Below are 22,532 nucleotides of genomic sequence, written 5' to 3' on the forward strand. Positions count from 1 at the left end.
CCTGAAACATTAGAAATGGTAATTATTTGCAGCTACGAATAAATGCAGTTAAGTTAAGCGTTAGGAAAATGTTAACGGAACCAATTCAATGATAACCATAAAAACAAAGATTTGGGCAATAGCAGCAATGACCTTGGCCAGCACTGCTTTTTACAGTCACGCGACAAAAGATAAGTATGCTGATGTGGAAATCAAAGCGACTAAGCTATCAGACAACGCCTACATGTTCACCGGTGCAGGTGGCAATATCGGTGTCTCAGTGGGCCCCGATGGCATCATTATTATCGACAATCAATTTGCGCCTTTGGCTGGTAAGATTTCAGCGACATTAGCTGACATCCAACTAGGATTACCTAAGTACATCATCAATACCCACTATCATGGCGATCATACTGGTGGTAACAATACCTTCGGCCAAACGGGGACGATTTTCGCTCACAATAACGTGCTGAAGCGTCTCAGCGCTAACCCATCTTATAAAGATGTGGGTTTGCCAACAATCACTTACTCCACAGACACTTCGATTCACGCCAATGGCGATGTGCTAACACTGATGCATGCTGGCGCTGGACACACTGATGGCGATAGCATTGTTTTATGGCAAAAAGAGAATATTGTTCATATGGGTGATCTGTTTTTTAAAGATCGTTTCCCCTATGTCGATCTTGATGCCGGGGGTTCCGTTAAGGGTTACCGAGACAATGTGGCCAAAGTGATTCGTAAAATCGATGCCGATACTGTGGTGATACCTGGACACGGTTCACTGGCGACGCGCGATGATCTCATTCGCTTCAAGCACATGTTAGATGCATCAATTAACTGGATGGAAAGTCAACTTGCTAATGGTGGCTCGCTGGAAGATATTCAAGCGAAAGGCATGCCTGAGCAGTGGAAAGATTGGGGCTGGCGCTTTATCTCTGAAGAGCGTTGGATAGCAACGCTACACAAAGGACTGTCGCCACAATAATCATCCAGCCCGCCTATATATTGGTTACTTAAAGTGTTTAAGTAACCAATATATAGGGCGTAGATCTTTACCGCCGATGTTTTTAAGCGGTGCCACTATCCAATTCGCCCACTGCCATGCTTTCATTTTAACACGCGCTGCCTGCCAGATAGTCTCGCCTTGCGCTTGTCGATACGCTTCAATTGCCGCATCAACAATATCTTCATGTTCGCCGATATAGCGATATAAACTGTGGATATAAACAAGCAAGTCGCGCACCTGTTGGTCGTGGATATCTTGCTGACTTTGGTTGGCTTCAAAATCGATAAATGCCACTTGCCCATCCTGCCAGCTAATATCTCTTAGTGCAGGCCGGCCATGGGCCAAACCCAATTGATGAAGTTCAGCGAGGGCAATGGCAGAATCGACAACCACTTGCTGTAATTGCACTTTAGGCGTTTTCGGATCGTATGCCCATTGGGTGACTGTGCGGCCCACATCAGCAACCACCAAATAATGGCTGCCGTGACTGACGAGTTGAGGCACTGCAGCACCTTTGGCCGCTAAAGATTGCAAAGTGGCAATCTCTTTATGCAATGCTATATCAGGTTGTTGCTTCAAAAAACGCATTGCTCCGGTGAGTTTCTCGGCCTGTTTCAGCCAATAACGCTTACCTTGGTGCTCAAAACTCACAATACGTTCGCCAGCATGTTCAAGTAATTGCTGCTCAATAACATCAGCTAATGATTGACTCTTCACGCATCGACTCCCTGATAAAATAGCGCTGAATTATGCGCATTTACCAAGGGAAATGCAATGTTATCGGTATGGCAGGAGGGCTTAACGGCGTGAAAATAACCGATTCTATGCAGGTTAACAAACTGATATACGGGCCGATGAGCTTGCACTATTGTAAAGCTCACCAGCTCGATGTATTTGCCGTCAATCTGAATTACGCTTCAGATTGCAGTGGCTCAGCTTTGTTTTCTAATAGTACAGGAATACCATCGTTTATCGCATAAGCTAAGCGGTCAACCTTACAAATAAGCTGTTGTTTATCTTTGTTATATTCTAACTTACCCTTACATACTGGGCAGGCAATAATATCCAGCAATTTTTTATCAAACGCCATTCGGGTTTCCTTTTTTATGCGCTAGTTGATGGTGAATCTTGGCCATCAACGCTGTTTCAAATTCGGTGGATAGCTTGGCACTTACCGGCAAATACCACCAGTTATCTTTTGCAAAATCGCGACATTTAACCGCATCTTTTTCGGTCATGATGACTAAGCCATTATCGCTAACCGCTTCAATGTCTGCGGCAGTCAACATTTGATGATCATCAAAACCATGTTGTTTTCGAGTGTTAAATCCAGCCTGAGATAGGGTGTCAAAAAATCGCTGCGGATTGCCAATAGCGGCGATGGCATGCCAATCCTCACTGAGCGCTGGCGTTGCCCCTTGATACATAGGGTTAACCGGCCTAATGGCTTCGGTCACTAAGCTCATGGTTTCGCCTACTGCGGTGGCGATGCCATTGTTGATCACAAAATCCACGTGTTGTAAGCGCCATGCACCTTCACGCAACGGACCGGCAGGAATTAAACACCGATTGCCTAATTGCCGCTGCCCATCTATCAATACCAGTTCAATATCTCTCGCTAAAGCATAATGTTGTAAACCATCGTCACTGATAACCACATCAATATCATATTCATTGACTAGTGCTTGCGCAGCGGCAACCCGACTTGCACCAATCACCATAGGTACCGACGTCCGGCTTACAATCATTAATGGCTCATCACCCACCTGTTGTGCTTCAGATTGTGGCGTTACATGCCGCACACCCTCAAAGCTCACGCCATAACCACGACTAATCACACCGGGTTTGAGTCCATGCTGACGGAGCAGATTAATAAGATAGACAACCGTAGGCGATTTGCCACTGCCGCCGACTGTGATATTGCCTACCACAATGACCGGTGCATCAACACGAGTGGTTTGTTTGATCTTATAGGTAAACAAGCCCCGCCTTACCGCGGTAATAACGGCAAACAAGCCCGACAGTGGCAGCAACAATAGCCACAATAATCTGGTGCCTGCCGTGGGTTTCCCATACCACAACCGATTGACAAACGCCTGCATCTAACTACCGAACTGCATCTGATATAGGTTGTAGTACACACCTTGCTTAGCCAGCAAACTATCGTGGGTGCCGCGCTCAATAATCTTACCTTGGTCAACCACCAAAATCTGATCAGCATTCTCAATCGTCGATAATCGGTGCGCAATCACAATTGATGTGCGGTTTTGGCGTAGATTATCCAAACCGCCTTGAATGGCTTTTTCAGATTCAGTATCCAGAGCCGATGTTGCTTCATCTAACACCAGTAACGGTGCATCTCTTAATATCGCCCGGGCAATGGCAATGCGTTGACGTTGGCCGCCTGATAACATCACGCCATTTTCACCCACTTGGGTTTGCAACCCTTCAGGTAATTGTTCAATAAACTCCATCGCATTGGCTAACTGCGCAGCGTGCTCTATCTGCTCTTGGCTTACTACACCTGGGTAGGCATAGGCAATATTGGCGGCAATGGTGTCATTAATTAGCGTCACTTGCTGTGACACTAAAGCAACTTGGCTTCGAAGTGATGCTAATTTATAGTCTCGTAAACTGACATCATCTAACGTGATATCACCCGACTCTAAATCAGAATAAAAGCGTGTGATAAGGCTCGCAATGGTTGATTTACCCGAACCTGAGCGCCCCACTAACGCTAATGTTTCACCGGGTTTGACACTAAAATCGACACCATCTAATGCTAAGCCCTCTTGATTATTGTATCTAAAATCGACCTGTTTGAAGCTTAAGTGACCATTGACGCGCTCGGTTTCAAAGCTACCTTTATCGGTTTCCGCCGGTACATCTAATAGTTCAAAAATCGTGGTACATGCCGCGATACCGCGCTGAAACTCAGCGTTAACGCGAGTCAGACTCTTAATTGGTTGTAACATAGCTAACATTGCCGCCAGAATCGTGGCAAACGTACCTGCGGTTAAATCCGCTTTCATGCTGTCTAAGCTAGAGGCGTATAACACAAACGCCAACGCAAATGAGCCAATGACCATCACTAACGGCTGACTGATTGACTGCGCAAGTGCCAGTTTCATCGTACGCGAGCGATTGTCATCATTGACCTTAGCAAAGCGCTTAGATTCGGTATCTTGACCACCAAACACCAGCACATTTTTATGGCCTTTAATCATCTGCTCAGTGACTGACGTGACGCCACCCATCGCCGCTTGAATTTGCTTAGACACCTTACGGAACTTGCGACTCACCACCGCGATAACTAAACCGATCAACGGCCCAACAATCAAAATGCACAGCGACAATTTCCATGAGTTATAAAACATCACCCCAAGCATACCAATAACGGTAATACCATCGCGCACAATAGTAATCAGCGCGCTTCCCGATGCTCTGGCTATCTGCTCGGTATCGTAAGTCACCCGTGAAATCAGATTACCGCTGCTTTCTGAATCGATGTAGCTAACCGGTAAACGTAGATAATGCTCAAACACTTGCTGACGCATATCCATGATCATTCTGGCACTGATATAGGAAATACCGTAGGTAGACAGGAAGTTAGCGAGGCCACGCAGAGTAAACAAGCCTACCACCACAAATGGTGCCATACGCAACACATCGTTGTCGGAATCAAAGCCAGCGCCCATTCCTAGATCTACTGCACTGACTGCACCAGTCGCTGAATCAGGAATATTGCTGGCGAAACCTTGATCGATAAAAGGCTTAATTGAATAAATAAATGTTGCATCGACAAGTCCATAAAGAATCAAGCCGAATACCGACAAACATAGCACCCCTTTTAATGGCACAAAATAAGTTAACAGTCGCAGAAATACTACGCGAACTTCACTTTGAGAAGATGTCGTCATTTAATAATCTATACTTAAGAACAAAGGTAACATTCTACTCGCTAATCTTAATCTCACCAAACTCAAACAGGCTGTTATACCAAAATGGCGCAAAATCTGAGCGATATGCCTTCACTTGCATACCTAAGTGAGTAAATTTTACGCTAACCTGCCCTTGTTCTCCGGCAACAAAGCTCAACGAATCGACGTCATGATAGCGTTCCATGACGGCAGTTTTTGGCAAACCATAGCGATTTTGATAACCCGCTGGCACCAAAGCAAGTAGTGGTGAGATCTGGTTAACAAATTCAGGGGTTGATGAGGTTAAGCTACCATGGTGAGGAACAATCAACACATCTGCTGTTAAATGTGGATAGCGTTTCATTAATTGCCGCTCACTACTGGCCTCAATATCGCCAGTAAACAATACCGTGTACTGGCCATCAGAAAGCAGCAACACGCATGAACCATTATTGCCTGCACGGTTTTCAATTGGCAGCAAAAACTGCAATGAGAGTTGTTGCCAGCTCAGCTTACTGGGTCGACAATGATTTGCTTTACCGTCACGGTTAGCATGACTGTCGCTAATCAAATGTAAATCTGGATAGCGCGCATAAACCTGCTCTACTCCACCGGCATGATCATTATCATCATGGCTCACAATGAGATAATCAACCTCACTTATGCCGCGAGCCGCCAAAAAAGGCAACAGGCTGCGCTCAGCATAGCTGAACTGCCCGAAAGCCGCGCCAGTGTCATACACAATCGCCCGGTTTCCTGATTGCACCACTAAGCTTAGCCCTTGGCCCACATCAAGCATGTGCAGTTGCCAATCGCTTTTATCAGTGGGCACTACGGGCATCAATAGGCTTACTGCTAAAGGGAGCTGTAGCGCCAGCGCTAAGGTTCGCCAGCGCCAAGTTTTGACAACAAAAAGGACAATGACGCCAACTAAACAAAAAATGAGCGCCGCACTTTGCACATCAGATATGCTCCACCACGCACCGGGTAACACTAATAATTGTTGATAAAGATAATCAACTGGCACGAGGAACACATCAATAACTCTGGCCGGCCAATAAACTGCACTCTCAGCGGCGGTAAAGGATACTTCAACTGGACTTGCCAAATGGGACATTGCAAGATCCTGCTCACCATTAGCCAAACCGCTTATAAAGCGAGACCCGCTAAAAACGACTAAAGTCATGGCTAATAGAGCGAAACAAGCCGGAATGATAACTAAACTAAAGTATGGCACTAAGAGTAAATTAACCAGCAAGCTATAGGGCGCGACACCGCCAAATAAAATGCCTTGTAGCACGCTCATTAAGACAGTTAAGCGCCACTGAATCGCCCATAAACGTTTTGCAGCGTCGGTGAGCCTTGCACGCCAATGGTGCGGTTTTTTATCACTGGAATTTAATGAGGTTAATTGGCCAGCATCATGACTTGCTGGCAATAAGTAGTACATCGAAAATATAATGCTAATCGCTGCAAAAGATAACCAAAACCCAGCACCGAGCAAACTGGCGGGATCCACCAGTAACACCAGAAACAGTGCCCAAAGTAAGCGCTCATAGGGCTGACTATAACGCTTGATGATGCCAAGTATCGTGAGCACCAGTAACATAATCAGCGCCCGAGTCGTAGGCAGTGCAAAGCCCGACAACGCAGCATATCCGATGCAAGCCAGTACCATAACAACAGTGGCGATAAACCAATTTCTCATGCCATGGCTAATACTTAGGTATTTGAGTATCAAAAAGCACAAGCCAAAGCTCCACATGGCCACCACGGTCAAATGCAAACCTGAAATTGATACCAAGTGGCCGGTGCCCGATAAACGCAGCGCTTGCCAACGCTCGCTACCTATAGCTGATTTATCGCCAAATTGCAGTGCCTGAATTAAATCGCCTTGTGACAACGTCCTCAATATAGGTTGGGCAAAGGCAAGCAACTCTTGGCGTAACGAGCTAGATTCACCGAGTTTGTGCGCGGTGATTACTCGACCTTTAGCAATTATATGACGATTAAGAAAGTAACGCTGACTATTAAACCCGCCTTGATTCAATACCGACGTAATTGATTTAGGTTTGAGAGTAAACTGCCATTGCTCACCGACTTGTATCTTGTCGGGCTTTTGCCATGAAACCCGCATTTTTTGTGAAGGATGTTGCAAATTTTTTGCATCTAACAGGCGAATATCCATACTAATCCAGTCGCTGTTTTGATTAACTAGTGATATGATTTCCGCCCTCACGACAATCTCACCATTAGTAGAGGTTGACGGTAGAGTTAACATTTGAGTAAAAAATAGACTTAGCCAGCCCAAGGAAAACAGACAACCAGAAAGTATGGGTGCCCTTTTGACGACCACCACGGCCATCAACAAGGTAAGCATTGCCCATAAGTTAGATAATAGATTTGGCCATAAAAGTGAAGAAATACTGGCTATCACGTAGCCGAACATAAATCGATTCATAACAGATAAGTTAAGACTGTAATCCGACGCTATGCCAAAAAAATTCATCGAAAGATTCATGCCAAAACCAGAAACATTGCAGAACCATAAACATCTGCGCATGTTTGGCAAGCTGTTACATAAGCCTAACCTCTGGTCGTTGAATCGCCGTTCTGCTCCCAAAGCATTTGCTGTTGGACTATTTGTTGCTTGGATCCCAATGCCTTTTCAAATGGTGCTTGCCGCGGCATTGGCAATAATGTTCAACTGCAATTTACCCGTCGCTGTGGCCCTCGTTTGGATCACAAACCCAATCACTATGCCGTTTATGTTTTATGCCGCTTATATGCTAGGGGCGAAAATACTCAATCATCCACCACAAGCGTTTGCATTTGAGGCCAGTTGGCAATGGATAGAGGCCTCTATCTCTACCATTGGCCCACCATTTATCGTCGGCTGCTTAGTACTTGGTGCTATTTTTGCGGTGATCGGCTACTTCACTATCCATAACCTATGGAAGTATTCGATTCTGTTTAAATGGCGCGCACGCAATTAGCCACAATTCAATAAGTCATCGCGGTGGCTCACACGGCATTAAGCATAAATCGCTGGCTTTATGAAACTCATCAAACAAATCCACTTTCTGTCCGCAAAATTCAATGGTTAATCCTCAGTCCTATTAGCGGCGAGGCTGGCTAACATGTGATAAGCTTTGCAACATAATGATTACAGGTGTTGCTCGCTTTACTCGGCATTGCTAGCGCATGTGAATGCTCACGATAACATTGAATTCTGGAGTCATCTTGCTTAAACGCCTCAGTATAATTAGTCTATTTTTACTGCCCTTTTTTGCTTGTTCGGTGGCCGGTTTTCAAGGCGATATTAACGAACTAGAGCAGCAATTAAGTACGCTCAGCAGTGATGAAAAAATTACTCTATTACACCAAGCAAGTGACAAGATGACAGTCTGGCCACAAGCAGATCAAGGTCGATACTTTTTCTGGTTGGCGTTTGAATATGACCAGAGCAATCAGATGCAAAAAGCCATTGATTATTATAATAAAGCTATTGATATTTTAGGTCTGTTGCCACCGACTGAAGAATTAGTTAAAAGTCACTCTGGACGCTCTTATGCAACTTATCAACTCACCAATGATCCACAACAATTCTGTCCAGATCGCGAGCAAGCTCTGAGTTATGCCCAGCAACTAGACAATGCTGATTTGCTCGCACAAACCTTAACCCAAACAGCATTTTGCTTTGATCGTATGGGTAACTTTTCTTTAGGGATTCAGAGACTAGAAAAAGCCATGAAACTGGCGCAGGCAAGTCAGTTAACCCCAAATCGACAAGCAATGATATTTAATGCCACAGGCTTACTCTATCGCCGCAACGGTTTACATAGTCGTGCCTACGATAATTTACACAAAGCCTATGACTTGTGGGAAGAAGTCGACGACCGCCAAGATATGTTTAATATGCTGCACTCGCTAACAGGTGAAGCCATCGAATTAGGCCAGTGGAGTAAGACCAATCAACATGTAGAGCAAATGTTTACCATGGCGGAGCAGTCTCCCCAATTTGCCGATTTTGAATTTTTTGCCCTTTACAACGCAGGCCGCAACGCGCTAGCCCAAGGCGACTTTCAATTAGCCATTGAGTACCTTGAACAAGCCATCGCTAAGCAAGCGCTTACCCAAGAGCGATACTTTATTGCAGCAAGCTATATCACACTCGGTATTGCCTACGTAAGAGCTAAGCAAACCGGCAAAGCTGCGCAAATGGCGCAGCATTATTTAACTCACCCCGAGTTTAGTGGCCAGACGGAGCAACACAAACTCATCGCTAATAGCATCGTTGCGTTAAATAATAACGACCCGCAAACCGCGGTGATCTCCCTCTATGAGTTATACGATTTAGAAAAACGACTTTTCTCAGCCAAAATTGATAACCAAGTGGTCTATAGCGCATTAGATCACGCAGCGCAGCTTGCCGAATTTGAAAATTTGCTGTTGGAAAATAAATTATCAATCAATCAACTACGATTGAATACTGAAAAAGATAAACAGCATATCTCGCAACTGACTACGGCATTATTTGGCTTAATGAGTTTAGTGTTGGTGGCTCTCACCGTGTTCTTATTCCAATCTCGGCGCTTTTTTAAGCACAGTGCCCAAACGGACTACTTAACCGGCATAGCTAATCGCCGGTTTACTATGGAAGCGGGCGAGAAAGCACTTACCAGAGCAACGAAAAGACAGCGGGCGTTATCTTTGCTGATTTTCGATATCGACCATTTCAAACGCATTAATGACACCTACGGCCACGATGTGGGTGATAAAGTGATTAAAGCGGCCGCAACCCGAGCCAAGCAAGTGTGCAACACGCAAAAATACAGCACTGTGGGTAGGATAGGTGGTGAAGAGTTTTTGGTTATACTGCCCAATGTTGACCAACAACAGGCAAGGACTCTGGCGCAATCACTTCTACATGCCATTGCAGACCAACCGGTGCAATTAAAACAACAAGCGATTACATTCACCGTCAGTATTGGTGTGAGTACATTAACCGAGGCAAGCAATAGCCTACCTCTGTTAATCAATCAGGCTGACAGCGCCTTGTATAAAGCCAAGCACAAAGGCCGTAATTGTGTCATTGTCGCCGACACTGACACCCCCTTGTAGCGGTTAGCGCCCTGCCAATGCACGTGCTGGCGGGGTTTGACTGGCTTTCCAGGCTGGATAGAGCGTGGCAATTAAACTCATGGCAAATGCCAAACTAACCACAAGTCCCACATCTTGCATCATTAGTTTCGAGGGAAGAAAATCAATAAAATACACATCGGTAGACAGAAATTTAACCGCAAATAATTGCTCGATAAACAGCGCGATTTGACTCAAATTACTTGCCACCAGCACACCCAACCCCGCACCTAATAGACAGCCTAGTACGCCATTTAATGCCCCTTGTACAATGAATATCCCCATCACTGCGACTCGGCCCATGCCCATTGTCAGTAATATGGCAATTTCAGACTGCTTATCTCTGACCGCCATCACCAGTGTTGATACGATATTGAAACAAGCCACAGCAATCACCAGCGCTAGCACGAGATACATTATCGTGCGCACCAATTGAATATCTTGATATAAATGCCCTTGGGTACGAGTCCAGTCACTAAGATAGACATATTGATGCTGACTGTAGCCTAAGTCTCTAATTAATTGCGGCGCTTGAAAAAGATCAGCAACTTTAATCCGTAAACCCGACACCCCGTCGCCTAACCCTAACACTTGCGCGCCATACTGCATGGGTATATACGCCGTGGCCATATCCAGCTCACCGCCTATTTGGAATACACCGGCAACGGTAAAACGATGGCTCTTGGCCGCCCCTAAACGACTGGTCTTGGCACCCATCTCTGGCATATATAAACTTAACGTATCGCCCACTTGCAGTGATAAGGAATCCGCAAGTCCTTTACCTAGCACAATATTATTACTATTAGTGGCTAAACTTTGCCAAGCACTGTCAGACATAAAATCTGCAATATTAGATACTTGCGCTTCATATTCCGGTAGTACTCCCACCACCGACAACCCTTGAAAACCACCCGGATTTTGGATCAAACCTTGAATGCGGACAAAAGGTGCACTTGCTGTAATACCGACAATTTTATTGGCGTCACTGGCAACCGCCGGCCAGTTTTGCAATGGCTCATTCACTCCGGTTAGCTCACCGTGAGAAACCACGCCTAACAAACGATGTTCAAGCTCATCTTCAAAGCCATTCATAGCCGATAACACCACGATAAGCACTGCTACACCAAGTGCAATACCCGCGGTTGAAGCAAACGAAATAAAGCTAATAAACCGATTAGATTGCCGGGCACGATAAAAACGCCAGCCCACCCAAAGCGATAACAATGGCTTCATGCTGGCGCCTCAAGTGCATTGAGTACACCATCTTTCATGGTCAGCTGTCGATCCATTCTATTGGCAAGTTGGGGGTCATGGGTCACGATAACAAAGGCGGTTCCCAATTGTTCACCCAACTCACGAATTAAGTCATACACCGCATCACCACTAGCCGCATCTAGATTACCCGTAGGCTCATCCGCAAGTACGAGCTTAGGTTGATTGATCAACGCCCGTGCTATCGCGGTACGCTGACGCTCACCGCCAGACATCTCTGCAGGTGTATGCTGTAAACGATGGCTTAGACCCACTCGAGTCAGTAATTCGGTCGCCTGCTGTTCAACTTCAGTGCGGTTGCGACCTTCGATTAACCCTGGCATAGCCACATTTTCTAGCGCAGTAAATTCAGGCAACAGGTGGTGAAATTGATAGATAAACCCTAAGTCTTGATTGCGCACGCTCGCCTGTTTCGCGGTCGTTAACTGATAAAGGTCTTGGCCCAGCATTTTTACTTGGCCGCTGCTGGGTTTATCTAGCGTGCCCATAATATGCAGCAATGTACTCTTACCTGAACCCGAAGAGCCAATAATTGCCACCAGTTCTCCGGCAACAATTTCGAGATTAACGTCATGCAACACCTGGGTGTCGATATTGCCCTCTTTAAAGTGCTTACTGACTTGGTTCACTTCAAGTAATACGGCGGGCGTTTGTTGATTATTCACTATTCATATCTCAATGCTGTAGCGGGTTGAACATTTGCTGCTCGCAGCGCTGGGTATACCGTGGCTAAAAAGGTGATCACTAACGTGCCAACAATAATACCGGAAATTTGATTGATACCGATCTCAACCGGTAAACTGGTACCGGCGCCCAGCACCGATACGCCCAACACACTTAAAATGCCATTCAAGTTTAATGTGACAAAAATACCGATGATCAAACCGGCAATTAAGCCCAGAATCGCATTAAGTGAACCTTGGATCATAAAAATACCCATCACGGTGCCGGTTGTCAGCCCTTGCGTCTTGAGTACCGCCACATCGGTCGTCTTGTCTGTCACCATCATAACCAGAGCTGAGACGATATTAAATGCCGCCACCGCAATGATCAGGCTGAGCATCAACGACATCATGTTCTTTTCCATTTTAACCGCCGCAAACAAGTGACCGTAACTATCACGCCAATCGGTAATGCTCACCTGCAGGCCTTGATGCTGATAGCTTTGCTCAATAGCCGATTTAAGTGATGCAGCTTTAAAGGGGTCAGACAAGTAGTACCGCAGTTGGTGAATATTGCCACTGGATTGGCGCATCAATCGTTGTGCGTCTTCAAAGTGTACATAAGCCAGTCCCGCATCAACTTGCGATCCGGTTTCAAATACACCCGCCACGGTAAACTTTCGCTGGCTAGGCACCGGACCCAACGGCGAATAAACCACACCGTCACCACTGAGCACACGTACTTTTTCGCCAACGGTTAAATCGAGTCTGCGCGCCAGTTCATACCCCAGAATAATGCGGTATTTGCCCGCCTCTAGCGCTGAAAAATCATTACTCGTATTGGTGTTTTGTGGCTCAAATTCGGGGTAAATGCCATAAATTTGTGCTGCGCTCAAGCTTTTAGGCGCTTGCAACATCGCTTGGGTGCCAATACTGGGAGTAATGTTGACCACATCGCTCATTTGCAAAGACGGTTGACTGGCAGCCTGCCAATCGACAAGCGCCTGTTCACTGGTAACCGTTAATTGTGGCACGGCACCTAAAATACGTTGCTTTAACTGCCCTTCTAAGCCATTCATCACTGAGCTAACAATAATCAGAGCTGCGACTCCGAGTAAAATGCCTGATACGGAGAAAAACGTAATAAATGACGCGAACGCATTAGCTTTGCGTGCCCGCCAATATCGAAAGCCTATATGAGCTGAAAGGGATAAATTCATGTATTGCCGTCGACTCTTTCGTAATCGAGCCTTGATAAATCATTAAGATGCGCACGATAATAGGGGTAATAGCTATAAAAATACAAGAGGCAATCCTTTTTGAGCGACACTAACGCCTATTTTAATGTTGATCATACCTTTAATGCCTATCTCGAGCCTTGGCCTACAGACCACCCCTTGGCAACAGAAAGTGAATTGATGGCAATGCTACCCGTTGGGCTGCAGCTCATTAGCCAAGTAAAAGCACTTGAAGCAAGTTGCTTAGTGCAACTGCGCCATCTGGATGATGAAGCTAAGTCTGTTGTTGACTACTTAAAGCTGCAATCAAAGAAAATTGATTTGGTATTACAGCACGTTATTGAGCAACAGCAGCAACAAGGTGAATGCTATAAAGGTGTCAGTTTCGGTGGCAGTGGATTGCGATTAGTTAGCCCCACGGTTATCGACAAACAACACTATAAAGTCACGTTGCACATTCGCGAAGAACTGGTCTCCATTTTATGCATCGCCCACGTTGATACCATTACCGAGCAAGATGATGGCCTCTATCGCATTGACCTATCCTTTAGCCAAATCATTGAAGCCGACGTTGAGCAATTGGTAAAAGCCAGCTTAAGTGTGCAGCAAAAACAACTGCGGCAGCGAAAACAACGCAACCACCAGTCTTAAACTAACACCTCATCGCCGAGGCGCTAGGTTGGGTTGGCGGTTTTGTCAGCAAAATCTTGATTAACACAGAGATAAACTGGCACTAGCGTGCACAAGTCACTACAATATCGGGCACATTATTCGTCTTTAGGCAGTGTGTCCGTCTACATGAAACCGTTCTCAGTACTGACTCCTCCAGCAGTAAAAAGTGCTAAAACAGCGACAACGTTAAGTCAGCTTCAGGGTGCTTCTCAAGCGATATCCTTGGCCAATATTGCCAAGAAATACCAAGGGGTCACCTTAGTCGTTACCCACGACACGCCCAGCGCGCTACAACTCGAAATCGAATTAAGCTACCTATTAAAAGGCAGCGATGTGGCCGTACTGCTGTTCCCTGATAGAGAAACACTGCCCTATGACAACTTTTCTCCCCATCAGGATTTGGTGTCTCAACGACTAGAGACACTGTCTAAAATACCGCTGGAGAGCCACAGCGTATTAATTGTCCCCATTGCCACATTGATGGTGCGACTGCCACCACAGTCCTTTTTAACAGGTAATGTGTTGCTGCTTAAACAAGGTGACACTTACCAATTAGAGCAAGTTCGCCAGCAACTGGTAGATACTGGCTATCATAAGGTTGAGCAAGTTTACGAGCATGGCGAGTTTACTGTCCGTGGCTCAATCATTGATATTTTCCCAATGGGCTCAAATAAACCCTATCGAATCGAGTTGTTTGATGATGAGGTCGAATCAATTCGCCATTTTGATCCGGAAACCCAGCGCTCACAAGGTGCCATCAATAGTATTCGCCTATTGCCAGCAAAAGAGTTTCCTACCGACGATGCTGCGATAGAAGGCTTTAGACAGCGATACCGTCGACAGTTTGATGTCGTTGTCAAAGAACCTGAGTCTGTCTATCAAATGGTCAGTCGGCATATTTTACCCGCAGGGATTGAAAATTACCTGCCACTGTTTTTTGACGATACAGCCACCTTATTTGACTACTTGCCTAGCGTGACTCAGCTAATCACTATCGGCGATATTGAGCAGGCAAGTAAACACCACTTAAAAGAGGTGCAACAGCGCTATGAGAACCGCCGAGTCGACCCTCTGCGCCCTTTGCTGGCACCTCAGATGCTGTATTTGTTGACCGAGCAAGTTTTTGAACAGTTTAAGACCCTACCGCGCATGTTGTTTAAAGGCGATAGCTATACCGGCACGGCCCATGCAGCGAATGTCCGCGCCCTGCCTGATGTCAGCTCTAATCACAAATTAAAGCAACCGTTAACCGCACTGCAAGATTACGCCAATAGTAATACCGCTATTTTATTTAGCGCCGAATCTGAAGGGCGCCGTGAAGCCTTATTAGAATTACTAGCTAAAATCGATATTAAACCGACGTTACATGATCATTTTGACGATTACATCGCCGCAAAAGATCAATACGGTTTAATTGTGTCACCATTGGCACAAGGGGCCATATTAACACTCAGTGCTAAGCGTGATATCTCTCTCATTTGCGAAACCGAACTATTCGGCCAACGAATTTCGCAGACTCGCCGCAGAGAAAAACAACGTCAAATCAGCAGTGATGCACTTGTCAAAGATTTAGCAGAACTCAAGGTCGGTCAGCCTATTGTGCATTTAGATCATGGTGTGGCTTGCTATCAAGGCTTAGAAACCCTAGATACCGGTGGCATTGTTGCTGAATATTTAAAGCTCGAATACGCCGGGGGCGACAAACTCTATGTACCGGTCGCCTCACTGCACTTAATCAGTCGTTACAGTGTCGGCCCCGACGAAGAAGCCAAACTCAACAAGCTTGGCAATGAAACATGGGCTAAAGCGAAACGCAAAGCCGTGGAGAAAATTCGCGATGTTGCCGCTGAGCTACTTGATGTGTACGCCAGAAGACAAGCAAGACCAGGCGATGCTTGCCGTATGGAACAGCAAGAATACGCTCAGTTTGCCAATAGCTTCCCATTTGAAGAAACCGTAGATCAAGAAACCGCCATTGATGCCGTGCTCACCGATATGTGCTCTCCCATTGCGATGGATAGACTCGTGTGTGGTGATGTTGGATTTGGTAAAACAGAAGTTGCCATGCGTGCCGCGTTTGTCGCAGTTAACGATGGCAAGCAAGTGGCAATCTTAGTACCAACAACTTTGCTGGCTCAACAACACTATGAAAACTTTAATGACCGATTTGCAGATTGGCCGATAAAAATTGAGGTCATGTCGCGGTTTAAAACCGCCAAAGAGCAAACGGCAGTCATGAAGCAGCTTGAAGAAGGTAAAGTTGATATTGTGGTGGGTACTCACAAGCTTCTGCAGTCCGATGCTAAATTTGAAAATTTAGGTCTACTCATCATTGATGAAGAGCACCGCTTTGGCGTACGCCAAAAAGAGAAAATTAAGGCATTACGGGCCAATGTCGATATTTTAACCTTAACGGCCACACCGATACCTCGCACCTTGAATATGGCCATGTCGGGCATGCGCGATTTATCGATTATCGCTACCCCGCCGGCAAAACGTTTAGCAGTGAAAACTTTTGTTCGTGAATATGACGACGCCACAGTCAGAGAGGCATTACTGCGAGAGATTTTACGCGGTGGCCAAGTGTACTTCTTACATAATTCCGTAGAGTCGATAGAGCGCCGAGCACGAGAAATTGAAGCCTTGCTGCCAGAGGCCAGAGTGATCACCGCCCACGGCCAGATGCGCGAGCGCGACTTGGAAAAAGTCATGTCTGACTTTTACCATCAAAAATACAATGTACTAGTGTGTACCACAATCATTGAAACGGGTATTGATGTTCCCACCGCAAATACCATTGTTATCGAACGTGCTGATAATTTTGGTCTAGCGCAGTTACACCAATTGCGTGGTCGTGTCGGGCGCTCACACCACCAAGCCTATGCCTACTTGATGACACCTCACCCTAAACGTATGACCAAAGATGCACGTAAACGCTTAGAAGCTATTGGTGCGCTGGAAGATCTGGGCGCCGGCTTTATGTTGGCGACACAAGATCTTGAAATTCGTGGCGCCGGGGAATTACTTGGTGACGAGCAAAGTGGCCACATTTCAAAAGTTGGCTTTACTCTTTATATGGAAATGCTCGAAGACGCGGTTAAATCACTCAAAGAAGGCAAAGAACCATCACTTGACCACATGCTAAAAGGCCAATGTGAGATTGAATTACGCATACCCGCGCTGCTGCCCGAAGACTACGTCAGCGACGTTAATATGCGTTTATCCCTGTATAAACGCATTGCAAATTGTGATACCGAAAACGCCCTTGATGAGTTAAAAGTCGAATTGATCGATCGTTTTGGCCTGCTACCGGATGCCACCAAGCACTTATTAGCATTGTCGCTGTTTAAACATCAGGCTACGGCGCTAGGGGTAAGTAAAATTGAGATGCATGCTAAGGGTGGCAGTATTGAGTTTAACGATAACCACAAAGTAGACCCGGTGTTTATCATCAACTTATTACAAAGCCAACCACAAAACTATCGTATGGATGGACCAAGTAAGTTAAGATTTATCATGCCGGCCGAAACAGCGAAAGATAGATTAGAATTGATCAAACTGTTGTTGTCGCAACTATCACAACACCGCATTGGAGAGTAATGTGTTTAAACCTTGTTGGTTCATCAAGCTAGGCTTGAGCCTATCCATACTGGCTAGTTTGCAGGTCAGTGCCCAAGAAGAGCGTTGGTTTGAAGTTGAAATTTATCTATTTGAGCGCCAAAGTCAAAGTATTGAACAGGCGCCCGAAGAGGTCGCGTTGGTATCAACCAACAATGCGATTGATATGATCACACCAGAAATCTATACCGATATCTCCGCTGCGAGCGCTGGTTTGTCAGGCTGCTCGGCGCAGGATTGGTTGAATACCCCCGATGAGTGTAATAATCAATTAACCACCACCACTCTCACCCACCCAACTCACGTCGGTCCCTTAGTCGCAAGTCACGCGCTACAATATGCGACAAGTGGCGGCACCACGGTTTTATTGTCAGAACAACAAAATCAATTTGCAGAGATAGTCAGTAAACTGTCCCGTGAGCCTGGTAACCAAAGCTTACTGCATATGACTTGGCAGCAATCCATGCTGCCTCGCCACCAAACCAAGCCCATTAGGCTCTATGCCGGTAAGGACTTTTCTGAAGCGTATGAGGCAAATGGCTATCCAATTGTGCCCACCACGACATTTGATATTCCCAGTTTTGATTTCCTCATCTCACAGTTTGATGAACCGGAGATCACGCCAGTATGGCAACTCGATGGTCTGATGAATATTTATTTAGACCACTACCTGTATGTGGAAACTCAGTTGGCGTTGCGCCAGGAAGGCATGAAAAAAGCGCTTCCCACACTGGAGGCCGCAACATTGGCTGAGTCGAATATCGAACAAGAGGAAAGCCTACAAGCCACTCCTTTCCTGTTTGCATTGCCTTTAACGCAAAATCGACGCTTACGTAGTGAACAGATTCATTATTTTGACCATCCTAATATGGGGCTAGTATTACAGATCCGTAAAATGGTCCAGCCAGATGAGCTAGAAGAAGTGGATGGTGAGCGAATTATACCGTTAGCTAAATAATACTAAAATCGAGGTAGATTTCCTCTGCCTCGTCTTGCTCCACATAGACAGAATCAACCCTAGCCATCGGCGAGCCTTGTGCTAGCCAATCAAGCAATGCTTGAGCCGCAATTTCACCACCTTGCATCAACACCTCAACCTCGCCACTGGCTAGGTTGCTCACATAACCGGTTAAGCCGAGTTCATTGGCTTTGTCTAAGGTATAACGTCTAAAAAATACGCCCTGTACTTTACCTGTAACAGTCACCCGTAATCTTTGCATGGACGCTTCCTTTTTCTAACCCAAAATTGAAATCACACAGCCTAACCCTATAAAAAGTAGCAGCCTTATCAAGAAAGCAGCAACTTAATCATGGCATTAACTTGGGTCATCAGTAAATTTTGACGGGTTATATCACTCAAAAAAAAACAGCTAACCAAAACGTGTTAGCTGCATCGGGCGACATACGCAAACTGGTAAGAAAACGGATAATCTGGATAAATGTATCATGATGTATCACGACTAATTTACGGCGCTACTTTACACTGGATATCGCAACATTTAAATAGCATTTAGACATAAACCCTGATTTTATCTTCTTACGTGATCCTGATCACTACTAAAGTGCGACTTGATAGGGGAATAATCTATAGAGGTGTTTAAGAGAGATGTACAGATAGAGCATTTAATACAACAACTTAAATGCTCATATTTGTAGAAAAACTAGCAGTTCTTAAAAGATTTGATTTGCGGTAAATGTTGCGCTAGAGAAGCAAACTTATGGTCCTGCTCTTCATCCCAAATAATTTGGTAATAAGGGTCCAACAAGTTGGCTACAACTTGATTGTCATTAACCTGATCGTTTCTGGCGAGAATACATAGCACGTTGTCACGATTTTTTTGCCTAAACTGACTAACACATTTATTGGCAATGTCGGCATATTCTTCAGGCCGGTCAATCTTACCCTGCATATTATCTTCAGGATTTAAATTAGGATTAATCATTACGGTAGGCAACTGATTTAAGAAACCTATTCGTTCAGCCCAATAGGCACCTAAGCCCACACCGACAATCAAGGGTTTGTCATCATCTGTTAACTTAAGCTGCTTACTAACCTCATTCAGTAGATATTGCATATCGTGCCGAGGATGTAAGGTACTGTAACTCACCAATCTTACGTCATCATCGACAAACTGCAATTGGCGCATCTTATCGTGGTTGCCAGGACTGGTGGCATCAAAGCCGTGTAAATACAGAATCATTGTTATACCTGCTTTACCAAAGTATCAATAACTGTAGCTAAGCTTTCTCTAAAGTCATAGCCTAATAGATCACACTTTAAGCGCTTGGATTGTTTCTGCAAGTTTTTTTGCATCTAACCATCGTTGCTCATTGGCAAGGGCGCTGGCGGTTTGGGCTTTATCGCTGCACAACCTCGCGGCCATATTCTCAGGTACGGGTTCAGGCCATGTAAACTCATTGAGCAGCTCGCAAATACCTTGACTGTCATTACACAATAAAATCATATTGCAACCCGCATTCAGCGCAGCTTGTGCTCGCTGTTGATAGCCACCTACAACCCCTGCACCCTTCATGCCCAGGTCATCTGAAAAAATCACCCCATCAAAAGCTAATTGCTGACGTAATACCGTTTGTAACCAATATTCGGAAAATCCTGCCGGGTTAGGATCAACTTGATTATAAATAACATGCGCAGGCATAACACCTTGCAATCGCGACTGCGCCATTAACGTTTTAAATGGCTGCATATCAAGTGCCTCTATCTGTGCTTTGGTACGCGAGTCAACGGGCTTAGCCACATGGGAGTCTGCTTGAACACTGCCATGACCGGGAAAATGTTTACCGACAGCAGCCATCCCGGCTTGGTTCATTCCTTCAATAAAACGATCGGCCAGTTTGGTCACTTCTGCGGGATCTTGACTAAACGCTCTGCGGCCAATCACTTCACTTATCCCATTGACATCTAGCACCGGGGCAAAGCTTAAATCAATATCGCAACTTAACAGCTCTATCGCCATAAGATAACCGAGTTCGACACACCATTCACTGGCTAATGCAATGTTCCCCTGTGCTGCGGGCAGTATGTCTCCCATAGCAGGAATGGCGGTGAAATCCTGCCGAAATCGCTGTACGCGGCCACCTTCATGGTCAACAGCTATCAGAATATTTGGCGCTACCTGCCTGACTGAATCTATGAGCTTACACAGTTGCTGCCTATCTTGATAATTTCGGCTAAACAGGATTAATCCACCCACCATAGGGTGCTGTAATTGACTAAGCTCCAGCTCTGAGGCTTCAGTCCCCAGTAAATCCATCATTAAATAACTCACACAACCCCCAAACAAAGCTAACCATTGAAAAACTGAAAACAAAGTTATAGTACAAAACTAAAACTATAAGACATTAATTAATAAAGATTAACTTATCACTCATTCATAATAAACATGATAACAAAGTATTAATATTTCTAATCTGATAAACGTCATTGAAAAAATCTAATGCCATCAATTGCGACAAACTATGGGATACTGAATGCTAGCTGCAATTCGACTATGACAAGACTAACATAACAGCCCGAGAATACGGTGTATGACGCACATAAATTCACGTATTGGCCTAGAATTGAAGCAGCAGAAACAAATATAACAAAAGAAACAAGCAGGGTTTTATCATGATTAGTGTATTTGACATGTTCAAGATCGGTATCGGGCCATCGAGCTCCCATACCGTTGGGCCAATGAAAGCTGGCAATATTTTTATCAACGACCTATCTGAACATGGTCATATTGACGCCACAGATGAATTGCGTTCGGAACTTTTTGGCTCACTGGGTCAAACAGGTAAAGGCCACGGCACCGGTAAAGCGGTGATTTTGGGCCTAATGGGTGAAGCGCCCGAAACAGTTAACACAGATAATATTGACCAAATCCTTACTCAAGTAGAACAACAACAAACGTTAACTATGGCTTGCGGTAAAACCGTGTTGTTTACAAAAGAGAATGGCATTACCTACCACCGCCGTAAAAGCCTACCTGCTCACGCTAACGCAATGACATTGTACGCATACAGCAAAGGCGAATGTATTTACCAACGCACCTATTACTCAGTAGGTGGCGGATTTATTCTCGATGAAGATGAGATCACCGCACAAGATGCCTCGCCTGCGGCTCCTATCATCTCAGCGCCCCATGATTTTAATAGCGCCAAAGAATTGCTAGATTGCTGCACAGAAAATGGATTAAGTATCTCTTCATTAATGATGGAAAATGAGCTTAGCATCGCCTCAGAAGACGATGTTAAACAACAGTTGTGGCACATTTGGCAAACAATGAAGAACTGTGTCGAACGTGGCTACCAAAAAGAAGGTATTTTACCTGGTGGCCTCAAATTACGTCGCCGCGCACCCGCAATGTATCGCCGCTTAAAAGCGGAAGGCAAGCATAGTGTCGATCCACTTATGGCGATGGACTGGGTCGATTTATTTGCCTTATCAGTTAATGAGCAAAATGCCGCTGGTGACCGAGTAGTAACCGCGCCAACCAATGGTGCTGCGGGAATTATTCCCGCGGTATTATGCTACTACGACATGTTTGTTCAGAAGGTCGATATCGATATTTGCTGCCGCTATCTGCTGACTGCGGCCGCTATTGGTATCTTATATAAAAAGAATGCCTCTATTTCAGGTGCAGAGGTTGGCTGCCAAGGCGAAGTCGGTGTGGCTTGTTCAATGGCCGCCGCGGCATTAACAGAGATAATGGGTGGCACGGTTGAGCATGTTGAGAATGCTGCTGAAATTGGTATGGAGCATAATCTTGGCCTGACTTGTGACCCAGTGGGTGGCTTAGTGCAAGTCCCTTGTATTGAGCGTAACGCCATGGGGGCAGTAAAGGCCATCAATGCTTCACGTATGGCCCTTAGAGGGGATGGTAACCATAAGGTTTCACTTGATAAAGTGATAAAAACCATGATGGATACAGGTAAAGATATGCGCAGTAAATACAAGGAAACCGCTAAAGGCGGTTTGGCGGTAAATATTGTAGAGTGCTAATGACCCCACCCA

Annotated in this window: 18 protein-coding genes; 7 read left to right on the forward strand and 11 right to left on the reverse strand. The window is 45.4% G+C overall.

The genetic code is table 11. The features are described from left to right. Positions 1-88: 88 nt before the first annotated feature. The gene (locus L865_RS0106220; protein WP_037470627.1) at positions 89-967 is read left to right on the forward strand and encodes an MBL fold metallo-hydrolase; all 879 of its coding nucleotides are present in this window, start codon (positions 89-91) and stop codon (positions 965-967) included. A gap of 24 nt (positions 968-991) precedes the next feature. Here the strand turns inward: L865_RS0106220 and L865_RS0106225 are convergent, their stop codons facing one another. The 5 genes from L865_RS0106225 to L865_RS0106245 all read right to left on the reverse strand — a co-directional run bounded on the left by L865_RS0106225 (position 992) and on the right by L865_RS0106245 (position 7,471). Then, complete coding sequence (locus L865_RS0106225; RefSeq protein WP_028772441.1) at positions 992-1,705, reverse strand: BUD32 family EKC/KEOPS complex subunit; 714 nt, start codon at positions 1,703-1,705, stop codon at positions 992-994. Between the two features lie 193 nt (positions 1,706-1,898). Further along, positions 1,899-2,078 (reverse strand): Trm112 family protein, encoded by a 180-nt coding sequence (locus tag L865_RS0106230; protein ID WP_028772442.1) that lies wholly within the window; start codon positions 2,076-2,078, stop codon positions 1,899-1,901. Beyond that, positions 2,068-3,090, reverse strand: a complete 1,023-nt coding sequence (gene lpxK / locus L865_RS0106235) for a tetraacyldisaccharide 4'-kinase (protein ID WP_028772443.1) — start codon at positions 3,088-3,090, stop codon at positions 2,068-2,070. The genes L865_RS0106230 and lpxK overlap by 11 nt, the downstream gene beginning before the upstream one ends. Then, positions 3,091-4,908, reverse strand: a complete 1,818-nt coding sequence (msbA, locus tag L865_RS0106240) for a lipid A export permease/ATP-binding protein MsbA (protein WP_028772444.1) — start codon at positions 4,906-4,908, stop codon at positions 3,091-3,093. Between the two features lie 34 nt (positions 4,909-4,942). Further along, positions 4,943-7,471, reverse strand: coding sequence for a DNA internalization-related competence protein ComEC/Rec2 (locus L865_RS0106245; RefSeq protein ID WP_084632478.1), 2,529 nt, complete (start codon positions 7,469-7,471; stop codon positions 4,943-4,945). On the opposite strand from L865_RS0106245, the gene L865_RS0106250 reads away from it, so the two are divergent. Then, the gene (locus L865_RS0106250) at positions 7,401-7,904 is read left to right on the forward strand and encodes a DUF2062 domain-containing protein (RefSeq protein ID WP_028772446.1); all 504 of its coding nucleotides are present in this window, start codon (positions 7,401-7,403) and stop codon (positions 7,902-7,904) included. The genes L865_RS0106245 and L865_RS0106250 overlap by 71 nt on opposite strands. Positions 7,905-8,151: 247 nt before the next feature. Next, entirely contained in the window at positions 8,152-10,032 is a 1,881-nt protein-coding gene (locus L865_RS0106255; protein WP_051484476.1) for a tetratricopeptide repeat-containing diguanylate cyclase, read from the forward strand. 3 nt (positions 10,033-10,035) lie between these two features. On the opposite strand, the gene lolE is transcribed toward L865_RS0106255, so the two are convergent. From lolE to L865_RS0106270, 3 genes are read right to left on the reverse strand one after another with little or no spacing between them, the layout of a single operon-like run. Next, a complete protein-coding gene (gene lolE, locus L865_RS0106260) occupies positions 10,036-11,283 on the reverse strand; it encodes a lipoprotein-releasing ABC transporter permease subunit LolE (protein WP_028772448.1) in 1,248 nt (415 codons plus the stop codon). Then, positions 11,280-11,987 carry a lipoprotein-releasing ABC transporter ATP-binding protein LolD gene (gene lolD / locus L865_RS0106265; protein ID WP_028772449.1) on the reverse strand — a complete coding sequence of 236 codons (708 nt, stop codon included), beginning with the start codon at positions 11,985-11,987 and terminating at the stop codon, positions 11,280-11,282. Before lolD ends, lolE begins: the two co-directional genes overlap by 4 nt. Then, on the reverse strand, positions 11,987-13,204 hold the full coding sequence (locus L865_RS0106270) for a lipoprotein-releasing ABC transporter permease subunit (protein ID WP_028772450.1): 1,218 nt from the start codon (positions 13,202-13,204) through the stop codon (positions 11,987-11,989). The genes lolD and L865_RS0106270 overlap by 1 nt, the downstream gene beginning before the upstream one ends. Positions 13,205-13,303: 99 nt before the next feature. Between L865_RS0106270 and L865_RS0106275 the strand changes: the two genes are divergently transcribed. The 3 genes from L865_RS0106275 to L865_RS23235 all read left to right on the forward strand — a co-directional run bounded on the left by L865_RS0106275 (position 13,304) and on the right by L865_RS23235 (position 18,470). Beyond that, positions 13,304-13,873 carry a hypothetical protein gene (locus L865_RS0106275; RefSeq protein ID WP_028772451.1) on the forward strand — a complete coding sequence of 190 codons (570 nt, stop codon included), beginning with the start codon at positions 13,304-13,306 and terminating at the stop codon, positions 13,871-13,873. 147 nt (positions 13,874-14,020) lie between these two features. After that, a complete protein-coding gene (gene mfd, locus L865_RS0106280; RefSeq protein ID WP_028772452.1) occupies positions 14,021-17,494 on the forward strand; it encodes a transcription-repair coupling factor in 3,474 nt (1,157 codons plus the stop codon). A 1-nt stretch (position 17,495) separates the two neighbouring features. Next, positions 17,496-18,470 (forward strand): peptidoglycan binding protein CsiV, encoded by a 975-nt coding sequence (locus L865_RS23235; protein ID WP_245608399.1) that lies wholly within the window; start codon positions 17,496-17,498, stop codon positions 18,468-18,470. On the opposite strand, the gene L865_RS0106290 is transcribed toward L865_RS23235, so the two are convergent. The 3 genes from L865_RS0106290 to nagZ form a co-directional block, all read right to left on the reverse strand. Further along, complete coding sequence (locus L865_RS0106290; RefSeq protein WP_028772453.1) at positions 18,463-18,732, reverse strand: acylphosphatase; 270 nt, start codon at positions 18,730-18,732, stop codon at positions 18,463-18,465. The genes L865_RS23235 and L865_RS0106290 overlap by 8 nt on opposite strands. 441 nt (positions 18,733-19,173) lie before the next feature. Continuing rightward, entirely contained in the window at positions 19,174-19,713 is a 540-nt protein-coding gene (ycfP, locus tag L865_RS0106295; protein ID WP_028772454.1) for an alpha/beta hydrolase YcfP, read from the reverse strand. A gap of 69 nt (positions 19,714-19,782) precedes the next feature. Further along, a complete protein-coding gene (nagZ, locus tag L865_RS0106300) occupies positions 19,783-20,802 on the reverse strand; it encodes a beta-N-acetylhexosaminidase (RefSeq protein WP_028772455.1) in 1,020 nt (339 codons plus the stop codon). 341 nt (positions 20,803-21,143) lie between these two features. On the opposite strand from nagZ, the gene L865_RS0106305 reads away from it, so the two are divergent. Further along, complete coding sequence (locus tag L865_RS0106305; protein ID WP_028772456.1) at positions 21,144-22,520, forward strand: L-serine ammonia-lyase; 1,377 nt, start codon at positions 21,144-21,146, stop codon at positions 22,518-22,520. The last annotated feature ends 12 nt before the right edge of the window (positions 22,521-22,532 follow it).

The sequence above is a fragment of the Shewanella waksmanii ATCC BAA-643 genome, from assembly GCF_000518805.1.
Classification (GTDB): domain Bacteria; phylum Pseudomonadota; class Gammaproteobacteria; order Enterobacterales; family Shewanellaceae; genus Shewanella; species Shewanella waksmanii.